This window comes from Clostridium sp. OS1-26, from assembly GCF_030915445.1.
Lineage (GTDB): Bacteria > Bacillota > Clostridia > Clostridiales > Clostridiaceae > Clostridium_AM.
This window is the reverse complement of the sequence record NZ_CP133264.1, coordinates 3,681,162-3,706,704: the sequence shown is the minus strand read 5'-3', so window position 1 is coordinate 3,706,704 and position 25,543 is coordinate 3,681,162. Positions and strand designations below refer to the sequence as shown.

The window sequence follows — 25,543 nt, the reverse complement described above, 5'->3', positions numbered from 1 at the left end:
TTATGAAAGTTGGTATGATAATGAATATTACATCACGAGGGAAAAAGTGGGAAATATTAAATTCTTTATGGATTCTTTTTACTTTTACTTTAGCTTTTTTTAATTGGATAGGTTTTTTTTATATTGGATATAAGACAAAATGTAAAAAATGGATATTTAGCGGACTAATATATTCAATACCTTTCATATTAGCTATAGCAGCAGGAATCAATAATAGTTTTACGGCTGGTTTAACTATTATTTTGGGCATAATTGGAATAGTTCATGCCTTTATGATAAGAACAGAATATCTTATTAGATTGGATGCCATTAAAAGAGGTAAAGTTTTATCTGATTCTGAGGTAAAAAAAATTATAACCACAATAAAACTTTCAAAAATGAATTTAGAAGACATTGGATATCCACAATCTGTTAGCGGAAATGGCGTTGTAGAACCTAACTTCAGCGTTGAAAAAAGTGCAAAGATTGAAGTTAAAGAATCACCTATAGAATCAGAAGAATCTGATAAAGAAGATTATAAAAATAAATTCATAGATATTAATATAGCTTCTGAAAGTGAACTAGCTTCCCTACCAGGTATAGGTTCAATACTTGCTAAAAAGGCAATAAATCATAGAGAAACTAAAGGATATTTTAATTCAGTAGATGAATTGGCAGAAGTACTATCTTTGAAACCTCATGTGTTGGAAAGAATTAAACCTTTAATAACAGTTAAGTGCTTAGAACATGAACATAAAAATAGCAATATTTCTAATAAAAATGGACGAATAGTGGATTTTTAGCTATTCTATTTAAATTATTGTAAAGGTTGATGATTAATATGGCGGTTACATCTAAAGGTTCTAAATGGGAAATAAGTGAATCTTGTTATATAATAGTTGCATTTATTCCTATGATGAATTGGATGGCTATTTTGTATGTTGGCTTAACAACAAATGTTAAACGATGGATTTATTGGGGTATATTTTATGCTACTCCTCTGATTATATCTATTTGTTTGCTTTATTTTTCAGGCGGTCACCCAGGAGATTATGAAGCTTTAGAAAAATATTGCAACTTACTCCAAATTATGGCAATAATCCAAGCATTTTGGATAAGAAAGGAATACTTAATTAGGCTAGAAGCAATTCGAGAAGGAAAAATATTAACCAAAGATGAAGTAAAAGCAATTATAGAAAAAAATAAATTAATAAATTCAGATAAAAAAGTTTCAGAGGTTAAAGATTCACAAGAAAATATAAAAGAATCTATAGTAAATGAGTTTACTGCTACTACAAGGGAATCAGAAAGTTTGTTAACTAAAGATAAAAAAATTCCAAAGACTAAAGATAACCTACAAAGTACAAAAGAAATTAAAATAAATCAAGTTAATAATTCTAGGGATAAAACAGACAATATATTAATTAAAGGTAAAAAAGAAGCAATAAATATTAATACAGCCTCTGAAGGCGAACTAGCTTCCCTACCTGGTATAGGTTTAATACTTGCTAAAAAAGCAATAAATCATAGGGAAACTAAAGGATCTTTCAATTCAATAGCTGAATTTGCAGAAATATTATCCTTAAAACCTCATGTATTGGAGAGAATTAAGCCTTTAATTATAGTGAATAAAATTGAAACTGAGTCTAAAACTAATGAGTTTTCTAGTAAAATTGGAAGAATAGTCGACTTTTAATAAATGCAGGTATAGATAGTTTTTATGTTATCTATACCTTATTTATAAATTTAATATAAGTATGATTTTAATAATTTGGCATACAAGGAGAGATACAAATGGAGAAAAACACTACACACAAATTTAAAAGGGATTTATGCAGTTTATTAAAAGCTAGATTCCCATACATATATATTCCTACATGGGAAGAAGACAGGGTTTTATCGGTAATAAAAGATGTAGCTAGCAATAAAGATACTATAAGGACTCCTAGGCAGATATTTACCTGGAGTTTAACCTCTGGAATAATCGGACAATCAGAAAAAGGCTCACAGGAAACAAAATCACCTATTAAAGCCTTAGAGTTTATAGAAAAATATTCGGAGGCAGCAGTATTTATACTGAAGGATTTTCATGTATTCTTTGGAGTTAACGGAAGAAATCAAGATAATGAAATAGTAAGAAAGATAAGAGATATTGCATCAAATATAAAACAAAGCCCTAGACCTAAAAATGTAATATTTGTTTCTCCAAGTTTAGTACTACCTATGGATTTACAAAAGGATATAAGTATATTGGACTTCAATCTACCTACTGCTGAGGAGATAAAATCCTTACTGAACGAAATGATTAATGTAAACGGAGCTACTGGAAGAATTAATATAAATCTTAATGAGGATGAGAAAGAAAGATTATCAAAAGCTGCATTAGGTTTGACCTTTCAGGAAGCTGAAAACTCCTTTGCTCGTGCAATGGCTCAAGATGGAAGCTTGGATGGTAACGATATAGAATTAATTTTAGATGAAAAGTGCCAAGTTATTAAAAAAACTGGTATTTTGGAATTTATAAAAAGTGATCTAAATATCGATGATGTTGGAGGATTACAAAATCTAAAGAGATGGCTTATGAAACGTAATAAGTCCTGGCTTGATTCTGCGAAAAAATATGGATTACCTGCTCCTAAGGGAGTTTTGATAACTGGTGTGCCTGGTTGTGGTAAAAGTTTAATTGCAAAATCTATAAGTGCTATGTGGCAGCTTCCACTTTTACGTCTCGATATGGGTAGAATCTTTAGCGGCATTGTTGGAAGTAGTGAAGAAAATATGAGAAAAGCTATAAAGACTGCAGAAGCAGTTTCACCATCAATACTTTGGATAGATGAAATTGAAAAAGGGCTAAGTGGTCAAGGCTCTGGAGATAGTGGAACAACCACAAGAATATTTGGAACCTTTTTAACCTGGATGCAGGAAAAAACAGAGCCAGTATTTGTAGTAGCAACTGCAAACAATATAAGTCAGCTCCCTGCTGAATTATTGCGTAAAGGACGTTTCGATGAGATATTTTTTGTAGATTTACCTACTTTTACTGAAAGAAAAGATATATTTAATGTTCATATAAATAAAAGAATCAAAGATGACTTTGTAAAGGGAGATTTTACTCTAACTGATGAGGTTTTAAATAAGCTTTCCCAAATAACCGAAGGTTTTGTTGGATCAGAAATAGAACAATCAGTAATATCAGCTTTATTTGAAGCTTATTCTGAAGATAGAAGCATTACTTTTGAAGACTTTGAAAAAACCATAAAGAATACAGTGCCTCTTGTTGTGACTCAGGCAGAACAAATCAGAGCTATACGTGAATGGGCTAATGTACGTGCAGTAGCAGCAACCCCTAGAGAAGATCGTACCAATTATGAAGCAATAGAAATTAGAGAAGAAAATAGATCTGAAGGAAATTCTAACAATTCTGAAGATATTAAATCCAGTAGAGGTGGAAGAGCAATAGATTTTTAAAAACTTTATTAAAATAATAGTATGTAGGAGGATTTTTAAATGTCAATATCATTAGCACTAATACCATTAGCATTAGTTGTGCGCGGTGTTATGGGAAAAAAGAGATTTGAGGAAATGGTTGAATCCTTACAGGTTAAAGTTAAAACAAATTTTAAAGATGAGAAGGAATTGGTTAGTACTGTAAGAAAAGCTGGATTTGATGCTGTGCAGTGGGGAGATAGTATAAAAACTCATATTAATGGTGAAAAGAATTTTTCTTTTGGGAGTTTATAGACGGAAAGTGGACAGCAGTATTTTCAAAATATGATCTAAAAGAAAGCATAGCTATGTTTATGCAGAAAATAGAAAAGACCTCAGGCAGAAAAGTATTCGTTACAAATTTAAATGAGAATACAAATACAGTTATACCTAAATCATATCCAACAAACTTTAAAGACAAAAGTATACTAATGAAAACTTTAGATGATTATGGAGTTAATTATTCAACACAAATCAATGGAATTATAAATTGTAGGATTGATAATCATACTTTTAAATTTAAACTTAATGAAAACTCATCTTATATGATAGAGATAGAAAATGAAAAAGACTTAAAAGATATAATCATGAACTTAAATAATTTAGATGAGGATTATAGACGTAATGTTCAAAACAAAACCTATGAAAATCTAAAGACTAAGGTTGAAGAAAAAGGATATAAAATCGAAAGCGAAGAGATTATGGAAGATAACTCTATTGTTATAACCATTAATATCTAACAGGAAGGTTAACGCTATGATAATTTCATTTGAAACTATAAAAGAAATATATAAACGACATGAATGCGACGATTTATATTTTTACGAAAATATACCACCTAAAAAATTAAGAAATGCCAGAGAAAGCTTTAAAATACCTAAAACTTCGGCAATCATTGCGCTTTACGATAACACTATATTTGGAAGCTGTAAAGATGGTTTAGCAATTTGTAGTGATGGCTTATATTGGAGACATGCTTCAAATTGTAGCAATGTAATTTTGTGGGATGATCTTGATTCTGTTTGTTTTAACACAAAAGATCATTATTTAATACTAAATAACTTTTATAATATTGATATTTATGGTGACTATCGTAGTAAAATGTTAGCTGAATTTCTTTTAGATATTAAAGATCATATATATAAGGATTCTGCTCCAAAAGAAATTGTTCTAAAAAGCGTGGAAAATGTGGAAATATCCGTCAACATCCTAAAAGAAATATGCGAAAAATACATGGCTATGGATACATACCTTACCAATGACATACCACTTACGACATTAAATAAATTAAGGGCATCTCTGGGCATAACCAACTATAAAAAATTAATTGCTTTATATAATATGAGCACAGCAGATTTTAAAGAAGGATTTGCAATTTGCCATGATGGTATATATTTAAAGAATTCAAGAAATACGATCTTAATTAGCTGGGAAGATATCCTTACAATGGATATTGATTATGATAGTACTGCTATAGTTTTGAATAAATATTATAATATATATTGTTCTAGAAACGATTTTAAAGTATTATCAAATTTATTTTTAGAAATTAATGATTATTTAAATCAAACTTATATCTCAAAAATCATCTCACAAAAAACTTCTAAAAAAAGAATTTTGGAGCCAAATAAGACAAAACAGATAAAGAATAAATCGGATAAGAATACACCAAAATCCACGAGCAGTAAAGCTAGCATAGGCATACTAGAGAATAATCAACCTAAAAATAAATTAATTAATATCAATAATGTACCTTTAGATCAATTACTAACTCTTCCCTACTTTACTTTAGAAAGATCAGAAAGGATATTATCAGAAAGAAAAAATAATGTAATATTTACATCCTTAGATGATATTATAGATGTACTTAACTTGAAACCTCATGAAGCAGAGAATTTAAAAGAATATTTATCCTTCGAAACTAGCGGCCTTAAGAAAAATTCTGCTAAACATGAAGTTATTAAAAAGAGTGAAGAAATTATTAATGACAATATAAATAACCCGCTTAAGGGAAGAATTGTTGATTATTAAAGTGGTTAATTGAGAAAGGATATATATTTAAATGAAGCTTAGAATTCACAGATTTTTATCTGTAACCAATGTAGAGGGACCAGGAAAAAGAGCTTGCATCTGGGTACAGGGCTGCTCTAGGCACTGCCCTGGCTGTGCGGCACCATCTACATGGGATAAGGATAAAGGTTATGAAGTAACTGTAGAAGAATTGGCACAAAAAATATTGAATGGTCCTGAAATAGAGGGTGTTACCTTTGTTGGCGGAGAACCCTTTGAACAAGCTCAAGCCCTAAGTAAACTTGGAGCAATATTAAAAAAAGAAAACTTATCTATTGTTACCTTTACAGGCTATTTATTAGAGGAATTACAAGAGTCTTCAAATGATGATATTAAGAATTTGCTAGGTATAACAGATATTTTAATAGACGGACCCTATATTAAAGAAAAAAAAGACTTAAGCAGACCTTGGGTGGGCTCTTCTAATCAAAGATATCATTTTTTAACAGATAGATATAATCACATAAAAAATAACCTATATGAAATAAAAAATCAGATTGAAGTAAGAATGGATTCTCAAGGGAAAATATTAATAAATGGTATGGGGGACTTTGAATCTATAAAAGAATTGTTTAAAGTGTAATTATTAAAGCACTGCCATTACAACTGTAGTGGCAGTGCTTTATACATAATTTAAAATTTCAGATTGATGTGTTAGTACTTCTAAATAAGTAATTGCTATTCTTTATTTTTCAGAAATAATTGCGATACCTGCACTTGCACCTATACGACTTGCACCTGCTTCTATCATATTCATCGCTTGTTCTTTGTTATGGATGCCACCGGAAGCCTTAACGCCCATCTCTTTTCCTACTGTTTTACGCATTAATTCAATATCTTCTACTGTAGCTCCACCTTTTGAAAATCCTGTTGATGTTTTTACAAAATCCGTGCCTGCTTTTTTAGCTAACTTACAAGCTCTTATTTTTTCTTCATCTGTTAAAAGACAAGTTTCAATAATAACTTTTACTAATGCTTTTCCTTTTGCTGCTTCTACAACAGCTTTAATGTCTTGTTCTACGTAAACATCATTTTTGTCTTTTAGCTCGCCAACATTAATAACCATGTCTACTTCAGTTGCTCCATTTTTAATGGCATCCTTTGTTTCAAATACTTTTGTTTCAGTTGTATTAGCTCCAAGTGGAAATCCTATAACAGTACATACATCTACTCCACTATCCTTTAGTCCATCACTTGCTGTTTTAACCCAGTATGGGTTTACGCAAACTGATGCAAATTGATATTTTTTTGCTTCTTCTATTAATTGTAGAATTTGTTCTCTTTTTGTATCTGGTTTTAATGCTGTATGATCAATCATTTTAGCGATATTCATTATAAATCTCCCCTTAATCATTTATTATATATTTATAATAAAACCTTTTCGAACATTTGTAAAGTTTATTATGAAATTTTGTTCAAGTGTTATTCTAAAAGTTTTTTTGCGGTATATTGATCGGTAATTAAAATATTAGCACATTTTCCATTTAAGGCCCCTTTAATTGCCTTTATCTTATACTTACCACCTGCAACTAGAATAGATTTTTCTTTTTGCTTAAGAGCATCTAAAGATATACCTATAGTGCGATTATTAATTTGTTCATCATAAATCTCGCCATTTTCATCAAAAAAACGTGAGCAGATATCTCCTACGCTTTTCTTCTTTAAAAGCTCTTTCTCATCTTCGCTTAAGTAACCTAAACGGAAAAGTAATGCTCCATCTCGAACAGTACCAACTGTAAAAATAGCTACATTAGCTTGAATGCCCATTTCAATAGTGTTCTTAATATGACGATCTTCTTCTACCATTTGTTTTACAACAGCATTATCAAAAATTACAGGCAGGGGCAAGTATCTTGGCACTGTCTGAAAAGCCTCAGCAAAAAGGGCAATTGTTTCTGAAGAATATGTATTTACTTCTGAGTGACTTATTCCCCCTTTTAGTTGAACTACCTCCACACCTTTAACACTCTTGGGAACAAGCCTTTTAGCAATTTCATACATGGTTGTTCCCCAACTTACTCCAAGAATATCTCCATTCTTTATGGTTTCCTGTAAGTATTCTGCCGCTTCCTTACTTATATATTCTCTAATAGAAACATAATCATCCTTTGGTGAGAAAACAACACGAACATCATCCAATCTATATTTTTCTTTTAATTGGCTAGCTAAATTATCTAAATCAGCAAAAGGATCAATAATACTAATTTTGACATAACCCTTTTCTTTGGCATACTGAAGAAGTCTTGATATAGTTGGTCTTGATATACCAAGTTGTGTTGCAATCTGCTGTTGGCTATAATCTGATTGATAATATAGTCTTGCCACTTCCACACTTAATTGCTGCTTTTCATTATCCATAGCTTTCACTTCCTGTTCTCTTCCTATTATCCTATACATATTATATAGTGCTTTTTTAAACAAAGCAAAAGCTCTGATTAATTGCTTATCCAATGATATTATCAGAATAACTTTTACCATTGGATATATTCCTATTTGCTATCAAGTTCCTTTTAAAATTTATGGAGATGGTGAGGCTTTAAATGTAGTATTATTTCAAAAAGTTTTGAATGCAAATAAGATGGGCTGATGTATCTTTTATAGTTTCCTATGCTGACTATAAAAACTATACCAGAAAAAACTATTATAGAGCCTATGACCTTATTTATAATAGAGATTTTTTTAGGATTTAAGTGGTTATGAAATCTATCAGCAACCAAAACAAGGATAAGCCACCAACAAAAACTTCCACAAAATACACCGGCTATCAAAATAGCTCTTGCAATTACACCATGGCCAATATTTTTCGAGCCATAGCTAGCAAATACAAATAGGAATGAAAAAATCGTTGCGGGATTTGCCAGCGCAAACATAAAGGTTGTTAGGAAAGCCTTTGCGAGAGTTTTACTATTTGAAATCTCCTGCTTATTTTCTTTTTTGATAAAATAACATGAATACCAAATATTAATAGTATTATACCGCCAAATAAGCGAAGATAATGCTGATATCTAGCAAGAAACCTAGCAATGAAGGTTAAACCAAGTGCAGCAATACTTGCATAAATAGAATCTGCTATACAGGAACCTAATCCTGCTACAAACCCAAATAAAGCTCCATTGGTAAGTGTGGTTCGTAAACATATTGCACCAATAGGCCCTAAAGGCATACCCGTTATTAATCCAATAATTATTCCTTTAAAAAAGATATGCAGCATTAGTTTCACTCCTTATCAGGCTAACTACATACTTGAAAAAATTTAATATTTTTAATCATTGATTCTAATAATATTTTCACTTTCAACATTCTTTATACCCTGAGCAGCGTTTTTTCGTAATTAAAGGTCATCAGCTCTAAAAAGTATTTAAAATCAATAATTTCAATTTCCAGAGAAGAATTTTAAATCAATGGCTTTTGCCATAGCCTCACCACCAGCGTCACTTGGATGAAGATGATCTCCGCTATCATATCTTGGTAACAACTTTGAAGGATTGTCAGGATCAAGGGTTGCCTTATCAAAATCAATTACTCCATCAAATTTCCCGCTAGTTCTGATCCATTCATTAATCTCTTTACGCTTAATATCAAGCTCATCAGTATATACTTCATATCCTTTAAAGGGCATGATTGTTGCTCCGTATATCTTTAAGTTGTGTTTATGTGCCAATTCAATATATTTTTCAAGTCCAGTAATTATTTCATCTTTACTTACAGTTTCGGAAGCGGGAGCTAGCCCTCCCGGCCCTGTATGCATTATATCATTGACTCCCTCTAAAACAATTATATACTTTGCCCCTTGATGATCTATAATAGCTTTTTCAAATCTTGAAATTCCTGAGGGTCCAAACAAACCATGAAGTTTACTTTCACTATTATGCAATATTCTGTTGCCGCCGATTGCCTCTCTAATTACAGATAAGTTTTTTATATTTGCATCATTCAATTCCTTTGCAAGGTAGTCTGGCCAGGAAAGTGTAGTTATTGAATCTCCAAAAGCAATAATCGACCCATTCTTTTCAGATGTCATCACTTCTATTGATGTAAAAAACGGAGATACTTTTGGAACTCCATTTATACCAATGGGTTTAAAATCTTTTTGTGTATCAACTGAATTCGTAAAATTCCCTACTTGTGAGTAATAGGATTCTGCACCTCCACAAGTACCAGTTATATTTTTCACCTCATTTGGAAGATAAATACTTACAGCTACCTTGTCTAATGCTTTTATATTAACTTCAAAAGGATCACTCCATACAAAAGTCCCTTTTTCAATAGTTACAGTCGATTCACCATTGAATGTAAGTGCCTTTTGTAAATCATTATTAATAGTGCCATCGGAGTTAACTATAGCAAAACTAACTGCACCAATTTTAATTGGCTCCTTTCCAAATTCGTTTGAAATCTTTATTTTCTCTTTTGCCCCCCAAAGGTTGAAGTTACTACTGTACGTAAAGTTTGGTTTTTATAATTCAACTGAAAAAAAGTAAAATCTGTTGCACTCCCATTCCATGCACCATTCCAATGAGTGGAAGGTTCATTTGTTTTACTACAACCAGTAGTAAAACTTAAAAGCAGTGAGATAACTAATGATAGAAAAAAGGATAGCTTAAACTTCTTTTTCATTTTATTCCTCAATAATCTATAATTTAATGGTAATTTTCTTTATTATATTCTATTATTACCACTTTATATAACAAAATTATATTTTTAATATTTTAGCCCCATTTTCGAGACACATTTTTAAAACTGTGTTTTTACTAAATCCAATATTAGTAAAATGCTTTATTTCATCAAAAATTCCAGTGACATGTCCCACTCTATATGCCCCTGCATCACTTCCAAGAGCAATTTCCACTCCTATTTTATAAGCCTTTGTTATGTTGTTAACCTGTAAAGTGTATACCTCTCTTATTATATCCATTTGATTTTTGAACTTTGGGTCCTCTGCATCAAGAATATTACCAAGTGGAGCAAGAGTAGGAACCCATGCTATCCCTTTTTCCGCCATGCCATACAGTTCTTTATCAGAAATAAGAAAACCATGTTCTATAGTATCCACTCCTGCTTTTATTGCAGCAGATACCCCCTCTCGCCCATTAGCATGTACCATTACTGGAACACCGTATTCCTTTGCACTTTTCACCATATGCTGTAGTTCCTCATCTGTGAATGCAACTTCTCCAACATCACCGAATTTATCAAAGTTCACCATTCCAGTTAATATAATTTTAAGGTGATCTAATTTGTTATCTTGTAAAACAACAAACTCTCTTTTAAAGTCTTCTATATCATAAATTGATCTTCCTAAAAATGATCCATAGTGACCCTTTTTACATATTGCAAATATAGGAGTTCTATATATTATACCTTCCTTCTCTGCTATTTCTCGTGCAAGGCAGGAAGCGAATATGCCATCACCGCCATCCCTTAAAGCAATTATATTATTACTTTTATATCTCTTTATAATCTCAGTAATCCAATTTACTTTTAAATCAATTGTAGAATTGCTCCAGTCTTTTTTATTAAATAAAGCACTTTGAGCAATATGTATATGCGAGTCAATTATCAATAAAAACACCTACTTCTACTATAATTTATCCGATGACTACCCGCTCTAATACTCCCTCGCACTCTGTGAAAGCGACTATCACCAAATCACAGATTTGGGATATCTGCTTTTCTAAAAGAGGGAGTAAAGAGCGGCTACATCCCTGGATTCGTTCAGCTAAGAATCAGATGGGGTTAAAACCCCATCTGATTCAAGTTTCACTTTATATGCCTACTTTTAAAAGTAGCCCTAAGAGAAGCAATCTCTTAGGGCTTTACCTGATATATCATAAGCTTTTCACACTTTGTTCCATAACAATTTGCAGGATTATTCTTTATACGCAATTTTATTTAAATTTATTCTTATTCTTTTCCACTCTTCCTTTGCCTTGGTAGTGGTTTCCTTTAAGTCTTTTTTTGCCTCAAAATTGCTTATTTCACGCTCACGCTTAAACATTACTTTTGCAGTAGAACCTAAGGCATATGTAACAACTCCACATAAAACTGCATTTAATGTTCCACCAACCAAGGTGGTATGTCCCATCTTCATTATGCCTGCATTTTTTAAAGCTTCAATAAAAAATTTCACACCTAATATTCCCATAAATAGGATTCCACCAATTTTAGAAAAGGTTTGTTTAATTATTCTTTCATCACTCTTACTATTTAAATCCAGACCATAGTTTTTTCCTAAAAACACTATCATAACAATAGAAGCTCCAGCAAATAGCCAGATATTTATTCCCACAGGAACAAAACCCAGACATGAATTAACGCTTACAGCAGTCCATAGTATCTTATATGCCTTCTTATCAGTACGCTGCTTTTCCTCTGTTATTACTTCTAAATTATGTTTAGCAAGTTCGCGTGGATCAATAGGCATAATTTTACTCACCTCACATTGTAATTTATTGTTTATGTATTTTACTTCTAATACTTGAGGTTTCTGAGTCACTAATGATGAAAATATATGATAAAGATATACTTGTCCATCTGTGTTAATGCCTTCTGATGCAACACCTGAGCGTAATATTCATTTAATGAAGGTGTGCATATAGTGCCAGTGAAGCTAATTTTATTAACTTTCTATTAACAAAACAATTATATATACTTAAAATTGCTTTGTCAATATATACGTCATATGGTTTTATATTGAATTAATTCCATAATATTTTATACTATTGTTCAACTCTACTTCATCAAAAATTACCAGCAGCATTCCTCGCAAAACATGCTACTGGCGACTTTAATGCTATTTCATAAGCCTTTATTATATTATTAATCTAATTATTTAAAAGAACTAAGCAAGTTAGCTAGTATTAATTCCTTACTATCCTGTAATTCTGATATAATCCATTCCATACTCTCTTTTATTCTATTATACTTGCATATCATTTCATTCTGTTCTTCTATGGACGGCAGAGCGATCTCAAAATCTAAAAACTTTTCTTCCTTTAAGTATTTTCTATTTGTTGAACCGGAACTGGTTTTTTCACAAATTTCCATAAATTCAGGAAGGGATACATATAAATTAAACCATTCAATATTTAAAAGTTTATGGTTTACTTCATAGGTCCAGAAGTTCCCTGTAATTATTGCTCTATCAATTTCCTCTGATATTATTCCAAATGCTCCATTCCTTGCATCTATTTTAGATAATAAAAATTGACCTTTTCTAACTCTAAACTGTCTCTTGGTTCCTATTTCCTTACCCTGCTTAGTATCTCTTAATATTATTCCTTGATTATTTATTTTTATTGTTACTCTGTTGTAGTAAGGCTCATCCTCTATATTAACTGCTTCTTTAACTCTTGTTAACAAATCAGCAATTTTGTAAGTATTACAGTCAATCTCATTTTTATTCCTAGTTAGCTCTGTCAGTTGATTTCTTACCTCTCCCAAATAATTTATAATAGAGGTACTGGATTTATCAAAGTGTTCACATATCATATCATTACTCATTTGTAAATAGGAATTTACGTTGCTCTTAGGATTTTTTATGTCTAAATTATAATTATTTTCTATAATCTGACTTAAAGGTACTTTCCATGCATATTTATTTTCTGCTCTTTCATTCCACCATTTTAATTCCGCTTCAAATTCTTCATTGTTTATTGGCTTAGTTTTGCTATAATTTTTATACCCTTCAGGCAGCTTATGTTCATAGTACCAAACTTCATTAGTTGAACCAGTCTTATTAAAAAATAATAAATTCGTTGCTATATCTGTATAAGGAGCAAAAACTCCTTTTGGAAGTCTTACTATGGTATGAAGATTACACTCCTCTAGTAACTTTCTTTTAATATTTATCGATGTGCTATCATCACTAAATAAGAAACTATCTGGCAATACAACTCCAGCTCTGCCACTTTCTTTAAGCCTATATAGTATTAATGCTATGAATAAATCTGCTGTCTCAGAGGACTGCATTTCCACTGGAAAATTGATTTTTATTGCATCCTCTTCTGTTCCTCCATAGGGAGGATTCATTATAATCACATCTGCTTTATCTTCTTCTTTATAATCTCTCACGTTTTTTTCCAAAGAGTTCTTGTGTTCAATGTTGGGCTCATCTATATCATGCAGCAGAAGATTTGTCATACAAAGTAAATGTGGAAGAGACTTTTTTTCTATTCCATATATATTTTTTGTACTAGTTCTCTATCTTGCGGTGTCTTTATTTGTTTCTCTAGTATACGTAATGCAGAAGTCAAAAATCCACCGGTACCACAGGCAAAGTCAGCTATCTTTTCTCCAATTTGTGGTTTAAGAACTTCTGCTATAAAGTCGGTAACAGCACGTGGTGTATAAAATTCTCCTGATTTTCCTGCAGATTGTAAGTCTTTAAGTATTGTTTCATAAATATCATTAAAAGCATGTCTTTCTTCATATTCTGTAAAATCAATTTTATCTACTGCATTTATAATCTGTCTTAAAAGAACTCCATTTTTCATATAATTATAAGCGCCTTCAAATACATTCTTTACTATTGCACTTCTCTTTTCCGTTGTTTCATTTACCTCTAAAGACTTCAATACAGGAAATAGCTGTTCATTTACAAAATCTAATAGCGTATCTCCTGTCATAGCTTCACCATCTTTATTGCAGGCTGCCCAGTTCCTCCATCTAAGCTCTTCTGGAATTATAGAAACATAATCATCATGCAGTTCCCAAAGTTTTTCTTTAGTATCATATACTTTCAGAAAAAGTATCCACACTATCTGCCCTATTCTTTGTGCATCTCCATCTACTCCTGCATCTTGTCTCATAATGTTTTGTAACCTTTTAATTAAATTGTCTATGCTCATTTATTTTTCCCTCCAGAATACTCATGCTGTATATATATATTATAGCTTATTTTTACCTTTATCAAAAATAAAACACTACCAATACAAATGTAGTGATAGTGCTTGTTTCTTTTCTGCTATTTCATAACTCTTCTAAGCATAGCCATCTTCTTCTTAGTATAGGGAGGGAAAATAAACTTCAAATTAAATCTGGTACTCTTCTTTAATACACTCTTCATATGAGAAAAAGTTTTAAAGCTTCTTTGTCCATGGTAGGAACCTACCCCTGCAGTTCCAACTCCTCCAAAGGGTAAAAATGGACTTGCTAAATGTGTCATTGTATCATTAATACATCCACCGCCATAAGAAATGTTTTCTACAACCTTTCTCTCAACTTCTCTACTTTCAGTAAATAGATATAGGGCTAATGGCTTTGGTCTGCTATTTATTTTATTTATAATTTCATTTAAATCTTCATACTCTAAAATAGGCAGCACTGGTCCAAAGATTTCCTCTTCCATAACTTTATCTTCCCAGGCTACGTTATTCATAATTGTAGGAGCTATATATAATCCTTCTACATCATAATCTCCACCAAATATAACCTTATCTTCATTAATTAATCCTTTAATTCTAGAGAGCTGCTTTTCATTGACTATTCTCCCGTAATCCTTACTTGTCTTAGGATTATTTCCATAGAATATTTTTATTTTTTCTACAAGTTTAGAGGCTAATTGATCTTTAATTTCTTTATGAACAAGCAGATAGTCTGGAGCAACACAAGTCTGCCCCACATTCATAAACTTTCCCCAAATTATTCTTTCTGAAGCACTTTCTATATTTGCATCCTTATGGACAATAGTGGGACTTTTACCGCCTAGTTCAAGAGTAACAGGCACCAGATTTTTAGCTGCTGCTTCCATAACTACTTTTCCCACGGCAACACTTCCTGTAAAAAATATATAGTCAAAGGGAGAATTAATTAAGATCGAAGTTTCTTCTTTTCCCCCTTCTATAACTTCTATATATTTTTCATTAAAGTTTTCCTTTATTATTTTGCATACTATCTTCGAAACATTTGTTGTATATTCAGATGGTTTTATCACTACACAGTTCCCTGCAGAAATAGCTCCAATTAAAGGTTCTAATATTAATTGAAATGGATAATTAAAAGGCCCCACTATCAAAACCGATCCATAGGGTTCCGCATATATATAACTTCTTGAACCAAAGTGTACCGTTGGAGTTTTTACTCTTCTTACCTTTGCCCATTTTTTTAAGTTTTTTATAAAGTAGCCTATACTATCATATATATATCCTATTTCAGTGGCATAAGCTTCAAACTCTGGCTTATGAAGATCTTTGTATAATGCCTCCATTATAAGCTTTTCATTGTCTTTAACTGCTCCCTTAAGTTTTTGAAGCTGTCTTATCCTGAAATCAATATCTTTTGTTTCCCCTTCATAGAAGTATTCTTTTTGTCTTTTAAGAACATCTAATATTTTTTCATTATCTATATTTATCATAATTTCCCCTCTTAGATTATTATATTAGTTCCATATTCCGCCTTCGAATTCTATCTATTATATTCTTGCGTCTAATGGGATTTTTAATACCACCTGCGCACCTCCCATTTTTGTAGAATTAGATAATTCTATTTCTCCCTGGTGCAATTTTATAAATGATTTTGTAATAGATAGTCCTATTCCATAGTGATTTCTAGAATTTCTACTCTTATCTCCTCGATAAAACTGTTCTGTTGCAGATTCTAATTCTTCTTTTGAAAATCCATTTCCACTGTCTGCAATCAAAAACTGCAGACTTTTTTCAGTTCCTTCAACTTTAAAAAGCAACCTTCCATTTTTAGGAGAATACTCAACTGCATTTACAATTACATTCATGATAGCTCGATATAAAAGCTCCTCATCTCCATAGAAAAATTCCGGTATTTTATCCTGTTCATTTATAAGCTCAAGATTTTTTTCAGAGGCTAAAGCTTTTTCCTGCTCTACAAGCTTTTGAAAAAATGCTTTAGTTTCTATCCTAACTTGCTTTAGGATCAATGTATCTTCTGACTTTATCATATCCATAAGCATTTTTAAATAGTGTTGAATTTCATCTGCGCTTTTTAGAATATAATCATTGTATTTTACCTGATCTGCATCCTTACAGGTTTCCTTAATTAACTCTGCATTTCCTTTAATAATGGTCAAAGGGGTTTTAATATCATGTGCTAGTGCAGAGATTTGATTCTTCCTTGATTTTTCCATTCCCCATTGTTTTTCTAAAGAATCCTTCAATGCGCTTTTCATTTGGTTTAAAGAATCAATAACTTCTTCAATTTCACGAATGTTGGAATGCTCAGGTTGAAAGTCTAGATTCTGATTTTTTATCTGCTCTGTTGCCTTCATTAGAATCTTCATTTCTTTATAAAAATATCTGCCAAATCTAGCGGACAACAATAATACTTCTCCTATAAAAAGGCAAATCAATAAAATGCCCATGAATAATTCTGGATTTACAAAATATTTTCTTAATAATGGATGATTAAACTGTGCCATCAAAGAATATTCAACAATGCAAATCTGATTCTCTCTATGAAATACCTTATAATAGTTTTTTCCCCCTGCGCTCTTTTGGTTGCCCTCCATGGCAGTCCAGGCATTTTGTGATGCTTTACTATCGAAATTGCCATAAAGCATCTTACCTGATTCATTATAGACTCCATAGCTGCATCCCCCTGGTATCATATCCTTTGTTACCATGTCTGCTTTCAAGATAGTATCACGACTGTTTTCAATCTTCTGTTCAAAATAATTGGCAGGCAGCACTATCTTGCTATTGAGCATAAGTGAAAATATCATTATATCCAAAAATAGCAGCAGAACTGTTCCCAATATGAAATATAGTATATACCTGATAAATATGCTGCTAAGACTTCTTTTACCTTTTAAATCCATTTATACCCAATCCCCCAAACCGTTTCAATGGCCGAGCAATTTACTTTTGCGAGCTTTGCCCTGATGTTTTTTATATGTTCCACAATAGCTGAGCTGTCACTTTCTCTATCAAAACCAAACACTGCCTCATATATTTTTTCTTTTGAAAATACCTGTCCATGATGTAGAGCAAGAAATTCACTAATTTCATATTCACTCTTTGTAAAAGGAATCAGCTCCTCTCCTGCGAAGACCTCTTTTGCTGATAGCTTGAACTTAAGTCCAGATATAATGAAATTGTGATGTTTTTCTCTCTGCTCCCTTCTTAAATGGGCTGCCACCCTTGAACGTAACTCCCCCAGTCCAAAGGGTTTTGTAATATAATCATCACCACCCATACCAAGGCCCTTAATAATGTCCTCTTCCATGGTTTTGGCCGTTAAAAACAGAATAGGGCAATCTACTAGGCCACGTATATTTCGGCATAGGGTAAATCCATCTATATCAGGCATCATAACATCCAATAGGATTAAATCATAATGTGAACACTGCTCCACAGGAAATGTAGAGCAGTTACTTACCGTGGTGATTTGATGTCCTTCTCTTGACAATGCTGTTTTTATCAGTTCCAGAATTCCTTCTTCATCATCAATTGCTAATATATTTGCCATCTTATCACGTCCTCTTATTCATTATAACTTATTTTCTCTTCTTAAGATTTATTTTAAATAACTCTTTTACTTTCATCCTATTGTTAATTATAACTTACTTTTTGTCAAATTATGAACTTTAATTTTCATTTCTTCCTTCGAAATAGTGAAACCAGAATGAGCTAATAAAAAACAAAAGAACTGTCATGATAAAGCAAATCAATGCTCCACTTTGAAACTCCTTCATAAAGATACTGATACCATTATTATTAGTGCTCCATAGCATGTAATAGTTACAAAGCCTTGCACCCCAGCTGCAGGGAATCCACTTCCAAATTCCATCCCCAAGGCCCGTAAGCATAAGAGCAGCAATCAAACTTTCTGCAACTCCAAGTCCTATAGAAGCTCCTGATCCAAATCGAAAGCTGCATAGAATATGTAATAAATACAGAAAAATCTGGCTAGAAAACAAGACCAAAATCATCTTTGCATAAAAGTTGGTTGAAAACATATTTTGATGAAGCAAAAATTGAAATCCGAAAGCAAAACCGCCTACCGCTATAAGAAGTGAACCAAATGCCAGCAAAAGCAACATGCACACTTTGCTAAAAAAACTCATTAATTTATATCTTGCCATTAAGAGCTCTTGAAAATCTCCTGATAAAGCTTCCTGTTCTACAGCATTAGCGCTGATAATACCAATTATCAGTGGAAATCCTATTGCTAAAACCTCCATATATCCTCCTACCTTTCCAGGGCTACTTACACTGGAAAAGGAATAATAGGAAAGAAACAGTATTACCATTAGCATTGGAATCACAATATGGATCCAATGCAGTGGACTACGGCGGATTTTTGAAAATCTGCGCTTATAAGTCTAAAAAATGTCTTCATTTATTTTGCCTCCTGACCTTCATACCATTTTGCGGTTATCATTGTCAAGACAATAAACAAAATCACTGTAATTATGACTCCAGGAAGAATTACGCTGTTAGATAATAGCTCTGGTTTAAATGTCACACTTCCCTCTACAGCTGGTAGTCCATTTGGCAACACCTTTAGAATAGGACACATTAGTCTAGCTGGAATCGCATAAGGTATCATCCACCAAATACTTTTTGTGGCAGCTAATATCCCCAATATCATATAAGAAGTAATATTAATCAATATGGTTGGAAACATTCCAATCTTACTGCCAAGAAATAAACAAAATGGAATCTGCCATAGAAAGGTAACTACTAAAATTACACTTCCTATAAATCCATTAGTAATTGGAATTCTTCCTATTGGTCCAAACTTGAGAATGTTTCCTATTACTATACTTCCAAATAAAAGAACTATAGAAGCGTAAGTGAGCATAGCTGTACATACAAGCACTTTCGCTATCCATATCTTTCTAAGATTAATTGGCAAGGAAAGCACTGCTCTGTTTTTCATCCTCTTATCCTTAATAGCAACTAGCGCACATACTAAGGATATCATTCCAGGAAGTATCATGGCATACCACCAGTTATAGCAGTCTATTTGAAAATACTTAGGAGCTAAAACTATAGCTAGAAGTATTGTAAAAATTGGTGCCAGAAAAATAAGCTTTCTTGCAAAGGTATGTTTCATTTTCAACTCTTCTGATTTAAAATAAGAATACATATTATTCGCCTTCCCTCCTATATTTTCCCGCAACTTCCATAAATAATTGTTCTAAATCCTGTCCCTGCTTTATGTCTCCTTGATATCCTAAGATCCCTCCTGAGATAATTCCAATCTGGTCAACTATCTGTTCTACCTCGCTTAAGATATGGCTTGACAAAATCACCGTAATTCCTTGTTTTGGGAAAGAACGAATTAATTCTCGAAGTTCCTGTATTCCAAAAGGATCTAGTCCATTAGTAGGCTCATCTAAAATCAGCAGCTTTGGATGATTAATGAGAGCAATTGCAATACCTAACCTTTGCTTCATTCCCATAGAAAATTGGTGAGCCTGTTTTTTCCCTGTTTTTTCTAAGTCAACTATATGCAATACTTCATCAATCCTATCATCAGGCAATCCTAAAACTGTGGTACGCACCTTCAGATTTTCTCTTGCAGTGAGATTTTCATAAAGTGGTGCTGACTCAATTAAAGCTCCCATATTGCTTAAGCTCTTTCTGCTCCAAGGCTTATTTTCAAATAAAATCTCTCCACTACTTGGACGAAGCATTCCAGTTATCATTTTTAAAGTTGTGGATTTTCCTGCTCCATTAGGCCCAAGCAATCCATAGATAGAATTTCTCCTTACCGACAGCGATATATCCTGTACTACCTTTTGTTTCTTAAATGTTTTACAAAGATTCTTTGTTTCTAAAATTAAATCCTTCATTCTTACCAACCTCCTGTACAATTAAATCATAATAGATAATTATAAGGATTCTATAAGGAATGAAAAATTAAAGGATTATAATTTTACATTAAATGCAATTTTTGAACACATCAAAGAGCCTGCATCTAGCTTAGAATGCAGGCTCATATAATAAATTCTCTGTTATCTTTATTAAAATTGGTAGTTTCACATCTATATAGCTATCTATTGCTTGTGCTTTATCTTGCACTTTTGATACAGCCTTTGTTAACGCTATATTACCTTCTATTTTGCTTCAGAAATTTGAAATTTATCTATATTTTTTACCATTTGCTGTGTTATATCAGTTAGCTGCTCAGTTGCACCTGCTATTTCTTGCGAAGAAGCATTTATCTCCTGAGTAGAAGATGATATCTCCTCTACAGAAGATGAAACATCCTCTAATGCATAAGATATAGCTTTAGTATCTTCAATTATCTTTTGTTTTTCTTCATTAATAACAACTATATTGCTGTGTATGTCACTAATTTTAGGAAAAATCCCTTCAATATAATTGATAACCATTTTAAGACTGTTTGTAGACCTATCAAGCTTTACCATCTGATTATTAAGCTTGTCATTCATATCTTCTGAGGTCTCGGCAATTAACTCCCCCTCATGTAAGATAACTTCAATTAAGGAAGTTATCTTCTGTGACGAATTCTTTGATTGTTCTGCTAACTTTCTTATTTCTTCTGCAACCACCGAGAAGCCTCTTCCCCCTTCTCCAGCACTTGCAGCTTCAATAGCTGCATTTAGGGCAAGTAAATTCGTTTGATCTGCAATGTCATTTATTATATTAGTTATTTTGCTAATTTCATCTAAGTGTATATTAAAGCCTTTTATTTTAGCTCTTACATCATTAAAAGATAAATTTACGTCTTTAATTGATTGTTCAAAAATTGCTAAATCCTCATTACTGTCCTGTGCCTTATTATTTATAGTTTTAACTTCAGAATTTAACATCTCTGCTAATGATGAAATCTGATTAACTTTCCCTCCAAAATCATCTAATATGTTGCTTATAATTGACATTTCTTCTGACTGTTCACTTAGGTTTCTTGCACCGTCACCAATGGCCCCAGCAACTACTTCAGAAGCTGCTGCCAATTCCTCTGATACAGAAGATAGATTTTCTGTCTGCTGCCTTACTCTATTTGAACTTAACCCTATATCTTCAATAATTTCTTTAATATCCATCCTAACTTTATCAATATATATGGCGATATCTTCAATTTCATCTCCACTTTTAACGTTTAGAGAAACTGTTAAGTCCCCTTTTGATATTTTATCAAGTCCATATTTAATTTTCCCTACATTTAATGATATTTTCTTTGATAAGTTAAGAGTTATTAAGGCAGTTAAAATAGACATAATAAAAGCTATAACTATAAAACTTATACACATAACCTTTTTAGTATATGTATGTAAGTGTACATCTATATCCGCTCCCATAATAGCTATGATCTGCCCTGAAGAGTTTTTAATAGGAGCATATCCAGATATAAGTATACCGTCTTTATCTTCTACAGGATTTTTGGAATAAGTTATTTTTCCTTCAAATGCCTCAGACATCTCTTTTTCCAAGTTGTATTTTTCACCAAGATTATCACTTTGCTTTATATTTGCATCCACTAAAGTGTAGGCACTGTTATCTTGTCCTTTCCCCATAATATACAAAAATTTTACATCTGTATCATTTTTATATATTATAAGAGATTCCTTTATTTCTTTATATTCCTTACTGTTCATAGATTTACTTTTAATAATCTTATCTACCTTATCCCCATCAACAGAACTCACTGCTTTACTAGCACAATTTGCTACATCCTCTTGTATCTTTGAGAACACATGCTTAAATACAAATAGATTAGTTGTAAATAATATAATCATTGAAAAAATAAATATTGACCCTATTCTTTTTAGTATTTTTAGTCCTAATTTCCCCATACACTTTACATGATGTAGTTAACTACATCATATGCTACCCCCTCTTCAAATATATATAATCACATGAAAAAGACCTGAATTATAAACAGACAACATTGTAATATCTGTTCAATAAATACAGGCCGGTTGCACCACTAACTCAAAGCTTTCAAGGCGCCCACTTATAGAAAGCTCTTCATTGTTTCCATATAATTAAATTATAAGTAATATAAACCATCAACATCTTACCATATACGACTTTTATTTTCAACATTTTTTGCCATTTTGTTTGTATCAAGTTCTAGTGGTCAATTTTATTCTTTAAAATTTTCCCATTAAATTAAGTTAAAAGTATAGTTATTTAGGACTAAAAAACTCCCTAACTAAAGGTTTTATTTGCCTTTAACTAGGGAGCTAATTTCTATGCTGCCGTATTTTCAGTTTCTTTATTCGTTTTCTTAGCTATCATTGGTAGTATTAATCCTAGTCCTAATAATACAACTGGAGTTAATACATTAAGCGTTATTTGGAAGTACCATTCACTTGAGTAAGTTTTAACTCCCTTAGGGAACATACCCATTATACAAGCAAAAGCTGTAAATCCAAAACACCATAATCCTGCTAGGAATCCAAAAGCCTTGTTCTTAGCAAACTGGTAAGTTGCTTCGAACTTGCCTTCTACAGCTTTCTTTAATGCCATGTAAGCAAAGAATACCCACAAGTATCTTAATGGCATAACTACTGCATTTAATCTTAATAACCAGTTAAATAATGATGTCATATCGCCTATTCCAAGTGCAGGCACTATTATAAGTGTTCCAACTAATACCGCTGTTAACTTATATCCGTTAATTGGTGTACCATTTTCAGTAACTTTAGTTAATGACTTTGGTATGAATCTGTTATCAGTATCAGCCAATAAAACCTTTATTGGAGCATCTATTGAAATTGCTAATGCTGAAATCTGTCCTATTGTGTTTGCAATTGCATATATTATTAGGAAGAAGTTTCCTAATCCATAGTATTGTCCTAGCTTTTGGAATGCATAGTATGCACCATTCATCATTAAGTCTTTTGGAATATTGTTTGGATCAAACATCATTCCCATTGCAAAAGAACCAAGTAATGCTGTTACAGCAACCATTACTGCAAGAGCTATCATTCCCTTAGGGAAGTCCTTTGAAGGATTCTTCATGTTATTTACATATGGTGATATTTTTTCACATCCACCAACTGCAAATACTAATATCGCTAAAGTTGTTAAGTATTCAAAATTGAAGTCTGGCATTAATGATTTCATGCTGAAATCAATGCTATATGTATGAGCAGTAGTTATAGCTGGCGCTGCTATAGCCAATATTACGTAAAGAATTGACATAACAAACATTGATGTTCCTGCTATAGTACCAATTCTCTTTATTGAATTTACGCCTCTTGATGCTATCCATAAGAATAATAAGAAAACTACTAAACATATCGATTGTAATATCATTGGATTCATGTTTTTAACTAAAGATCCATTTTGATTAACAGCCCATCCTAAAGCTATTAATATTCCTTGTGGTTTTTGAGCTAAGTAAGGAACGTGAACTACCCAGTATGTCCATCCAGCTAAAAAAGCTAATTTTGGACCAGATGTAGTTTTTATCCATGAACTTACTCCCCCCTTACTATCTTTGAAGGATGAACCCATTTCTCCTACCATTAATGCATATGGTACGAAGTATAATGCGAACATCAATATCCATGAAACAACTACCTTCATGCCTTGGCTTGCGAAACCGTTTACTATGTTTCCAAAGCCCCAAACACTTGCAAAGGCCATTACGGCAAGGCTGTTCCAACTTATTTTTTTGTTGCCATTACTCATTCTTTTTTTCTTCCTCCTTAAATGCAATTCAAACAAATTCAAAATGAATTATTTAAATCATTTTATTGTTACATATAATACCATGGATTTATTTGCTTGACAACGGCATTTTTGAAGGGCTCTCTCATGTATTTTCTATTATTTATCTGTTTTCGAACGTATGTTGGCATAAAATTTCAATATTTAATTTATAAACTTTTTATTGCAAATTTATTAATTTAATTTTATATTTTACACTAATCAGTATAAAATTTTAATTTTGTATATGTTAAATCATAAATTTAATAAATAAATGTATATTATTTATCAAAATACAAAATTAATGTATTTTACAAATATTACAAAAACGATTCAATGTATTTTATTCAATATTCATTTATTTGAATATTTCGTGTTTTTTATTTTTTCCATTTATAATCTAATACTTGATGAGCAAATTCACTTTTGTCTAATATGTTTGTATATATTTTGAATTTTATACTGATTCAACTCTTAAAACACTTACATAATATTTCCACTGTAAACCATTCATTCCCCTTCAATTATTCTTTTAATTTTTTTACGCTGTTTTATCCTGAAATCGACTTTTTATGTTTCTCCTTTATTTAAATATTCTTTTCCCTTTTGAAATCGCCCAGCATTTTTGGCATACTAAAAAGAGTAATCACATTTATCCGATGTCTATCGCCACTAACACCTCAACGCACTCTGTGAAAGCGATTCGCACCAAATCAGAGATTTGGGCTCTCTGCTTTTCTTAAAGCTTAGGATAAGTGGCGCTAAGACCCTGGATAACGGCTTCTAAGCTTCAGATGGAGTTTAAAACTCCACCTGAAGCCAAGAATCCTGTTTATATAGTAATCACTCTTCTTCAAATCATATTTAAATTTTAAACAACTTTCAGTATATTTTCCTGCATCTTCTCTAAATATGCACAAAGATCTTTAAAATCCTTCAGCCAATGAATCTTTGCCAATTCTCTTAAATCTATAACAATGCCCGTACTTTTTTGTTTTATAAATTCCATATCATAAATCTCAGTCTCTATAAAGCCCTTCCTGCAGTCATATATGCAGGGAACGTATTCATCCCAATGCTGTTCAAAATACTTAACCTTTGCAAAACATAATCGGTTTATATGAAAAATCATTCCTAGTGGTGTAGCTTTCATTGCAAACTTATTGCTAAAATACTCTTGCACTGGATATTTCTCTTGATATCTTTCCCAATAAAGACGAGAATTAGAGCGCAGATTATACTTATCCAAAATCTTGCATTTCTCTGAGCCTAATTGCTCTCTTAAGTACCTTTCTCGTACTTCTTCAGATAGAGCTTTTAATGCATCATAATCCAAAATCTCAGCTCCTTACATATTATATTAACTTAAAATGTCTGGATATAATGGTGACTTTTATCAG

Annotated in this window: 24 protein-coding genes, 1 pseudogene and 1 riboswitch; of the genes and pseudogenes, 7 read left to right on the top strand and 18 right to left on the bottom strand. The window is 32.0% G+C overall.

Annotated elements, in window-relative coordinates; all coding sequences use genetic code 11:
- Positions 1-2: 2 nt before the first annotated feature.
- The 7 genes from RCG18_RS18185 to RCG18_RS18155 all read left to right on the top strand — a co-directional run bounded on the left by RCG18_RS18185 (position 3) and on the right by RCG18_RS18155 (position 6,118).
- The gene (locus tag RCG18_RS18185) at positions 3-782 is read left to right on the top strand and encodes a helix-hairpin-helix domain-containing protein (protein ID WP_308037439.1); all 780 of its coding nucleotides are present in this window, start codon (positions 3-5) and stop codon (positions 780-782) included.
- A gap of 38 nt (positions 783-820) precedes the next feature.
- On the top strand, positions 821-1,675 hold the full coding sequence (locus RCG18_RS18180; RefSeq protein ID WP_308037438.1) for a helix-hairpin-helix domain-containing protein: 855 nt from the start codon (positions 821-823) through the stop codon (positions 1,673-1,675).
- 98 nt (positions 1,676-1,773) lie between these two features.
- A complete protein-coding gene (locus RCG18_RS18175; RefSeq protein ID WP_374118932.1) occupies positions 1,774-3,447 on the top strand; it encodes an AAA family ATPase in 1,674 nt (557 codons plus the stop codon).
- Positions 3,448-3,486: 39 nt separating this feature from the next.
- Positions 3,487-3,720: a hypothetical protein gene (locus RCG18_RS18170; RefSeq protein WP_308037437.1), complete on the top strand. Its 234-nt coding sequence runs from the start codon at positions 3,487-3,489 to the stop codon at positions 3,718-3,720.
- A 59-nt stretch (positions 3,721-3,779) separates the two neighbouring features.
- Positions 3,780-4,205 carry a hypothetical protein gene (locus tag RCG18_RS18165; RefSeq protein ID WP_308037436.1) on the top strand — a complete coding sequence of 142 codons (426 nt, stop codon included), beginning with the start codon at positions 3,780-3,782 and terminating at the stop codon, positions 4,203-4,205.
- Positions 4,206-4,221: 16 nt separating this feature from the next.
- Positions 4,222-5,496, top strand: coding sequence for a helix-hairpin-helix domain-containing protein (locus RCG18_RS18160; RefSeq protein ID WP_308037435.1), 1,275 nt, complete (start codon positions 4,222-4,224; stop codon positions 5,494-5,496).
- 31 nt (positions 5,497-5,527) lie between these two features.
- Positions 5,528-6,118, top strand: coding sequence for a 4Fe-4S single cluster domain-containing protein (locus tag RCG18_RS18155; RefSeq protein ID WP_308037434.1), 591 nt, complete (start codon positions 5,528-5,530; stop codon positions 6,116-6,118).
- 102 nt (positions 6,119-6,220) lie between these two features.
- On the opposite strand, the gene deoC is transcribed toward RCG18_RS18155, so the two are convergent.
- The 18 genes and pseudogenes from deoC to RCG18_RS18060 all read right to left on the bottom strand — a co-directional run bounded on the left by deoC (position 6,221) and on the right by RCG18_RS18060 (position 25,479).
- Positions 6,221-6,868 carry a deoxyribose-phosphate aldolase gene (gene deoC, locus RCG18_RS18150; protein WP_308037433.1) on the bottom strand — a complete coding sequence of 216 codons (648 nt, stop codon included), beginning with the start codon at positions 6,866-6,868 and terminating at the stop codon, positions 6,221-6,223.
- Between the two features lie 89 nt (positions 6,869-6,957).
- Positions 6,958-7,893: a sugar-binding transcriptional regulator gene (locus RCG18_RS18145; RefSeq protein WP_374119150.1), complete on the bottom strand. Its 936-nt coding sequence runs from the start codon at positions 7,891-7,893 to the stop codon at positions 6,958-6,960.
- A 152-nt stretch (positions 7,894-8,045) separates the two neighbouring features.
- Positions 8,046-8,698 (bottom strand): annotated as a pseudogene (locus RCG18_RS29135) (LysE family translocator).
- Positions 8,699-8,908: 210 nt separating this feature from the next.
- Positions 8,909-9,709: an SGNH/GDSL hydrolase family protein gene (locus tag RCG18_RS18130; RefSeq protein WP_308037429.1), complete on the bottom strand. Its 801-nt coding sequence runs from the start codon at positions 9,707-9,709 to the stop codon at positions 8,909-8,911.
- Between the two features lie 224 nt (positions 9,710-9,933).
- Positions 9,934-10,152: a hypothetical protein gene (locus RCG18_RS18125; protein WP_308037428.1), complete on the bottom strand. Its 219-nt coding sequence runs from the start codon at positions 10,150-10,152 to the stop codon at positions 9,934-9,936.
- Between the two features lie 76 nt (positions 10,153-10,228).
- Entirely contained in the window at positions 10,229-11,107 is an 879-nt protein-coding gene (locus RCG18_RS18120; RefSeq protein WP_308037427.1) for an amidohydrolase family protein, read from the bottom strand.
- 297 nt (positions 11,108-11,404) lie between these two features.
- Positions 11,405-11,959, bottom strand: a complete 555-nt coding sequence (locus RCG18_RS18115) for a DUF697 domain-containing protein (protein ID WP_308037426.1) — start codon at positions 11,957-11,959, stop codon at positions 11,405-11,407.
- A 404-nt stretch (positions 11,960-12,363) separates the two neighbouring features.
- Positions 12,364-13,677: an N-6 DNA methylase gene (locus tag RCG18_RS18110; protein WP_308037425.1), complete on the bottom strand. Its 1,314-nt coding sequence runs from the start codon at positions 13,675-13,677 to the stop codon at positions 12,364-12,366.
- A 29-nt stretch (positions 13,678-13,706) separates the two neighbouring features.
- Entirely contained in the window at positions 13,707-14,384 is a 678-nt protein-coding gene (locus tag RCG18_RS18105) for an N-6 DNA methylase (RefSeq protein ID WP_308037424.1), read from the bottom strand.
- A 116-nt stretch (positions 14,385-14,500) separates the two neighbouring features.
- Positions 14,501-15,889, bottom strand: coding sequence for an aldehyde dehydrogenase (locus RCG18_RS18100; protein ID WP_308037423.1), 1,389 nt, complete (start codon positions 15,887-15,889; stop codon positions 14,501-14,503).
- Between the two features lie 57 nt (positions 15,890-15,946).
- Entirely contained in the window at positions 15,947-17,323 is a 1,377-nt protein-coding gene (locus tag RCG18_RS18095) for a HAMP domain-containing sensor histidine kinase (RefSeq protein WP_308037422.1), read from the bottom strand.
- On the bottom strand, positions 17,314-17,973 hold the full coding sequence (locus tag RCG18_RS18090; protein WP_308037421.1) for a response regulator transcription factor: 660 nt from the start codon (positions 17,971-17,973) through the stop codon (positions 17,314-17,316). The genes RCG18_RS18095 and RCG18_RS18090 overlap by 10 nt, the downstream gene beginning before the upstream one ends.
- A gap of 118 nt (positions 17,974-18,091) precedes the next feature.
- On the bottom strand, positions 18,092-18,757 hold the full coding sequence (locus RCG18_RS18085) for a lantibiotic immunity ABC transporter MutG family permease subunit (RefSeq protein WP_308037420.1): 666 nt from the start codon (positions 18,755-18,757) through the stop codon (positions 18,092-18,094).
- Positions 18,758-18,846: 89 nt separating this feature from the next.
- On the bottom strand, positions 18,847-19,599 hold the full coding sequence (locus tag RCG18_RS18080; RefSeq protein WP_308037419.1) for a lantibiotic immunity ABC transporter MutE/EpiE family permease subunit: 753 nt from the start codon (positions 19,597-19,599) through the stop codon (positions 18,847-18,849).
- Between the two features lies 1 nt (position 19,600).
- On the bottom strand, positions 19,601-20,308 hold the full coding sequence (locus tag RCG18_RS18075) for a lantibiotic protection ABC transporter ATP-binding protein (protein WP_308037418.1): 708 nt from the start codon (positions 20,306-20,308) through the stop codon (positions 19,601-19,603).
- Positions 20,309-20,572: 264 nt separating this feature from the next.
- Positions 20,573-22,276 carry a methyl-accepting chemotaxis protein gene (locus RCG18_RS18070; protein ID WP_308037417.1) on the bottom strand — a complete coding sequence of 568 codons (1,704 nt, stop codon included), beginning with the start codon at positions 22,274-22,276 and terminating at the stop codon, positions 20,573-20,575.
- Between the two features lie 112 nt (positions 22,277-22,388).
- Positions 22,389-22,471, bottom strand: a riboswitch (cyclic di-GMP riboswitch).
- A 205-nt stretch (positions 22,472-22,676) separates the two neighbouring features.
- Positions 22,677-24,125: an amino acid permease gene (locus RCG18_RS18065; protein ID WP_308037416.1), complete on the bottom strand. Its 1,449-nt coding sequence runs from the start codon at positions 24,123-24,125 to the stop codon at positions 22,677-22,679.
- An 889-nt stretch (positions 24,126-25,014) separates the two neighbouring features.
- The gene (locus RCG18_RS18060) at positions 25,015-25,479 is read right to left on the bottom strand and encodes a hypothetical protein (RefSeq protein WP_308037415.1); all 465 of its coding nucleotides are present in this window, start codon (positions 25,477-25,479) and stop codon (positions 25,015-25,017) included.
- Positions 25,480-25,543 lie beyond the last annotated feature (64 nt).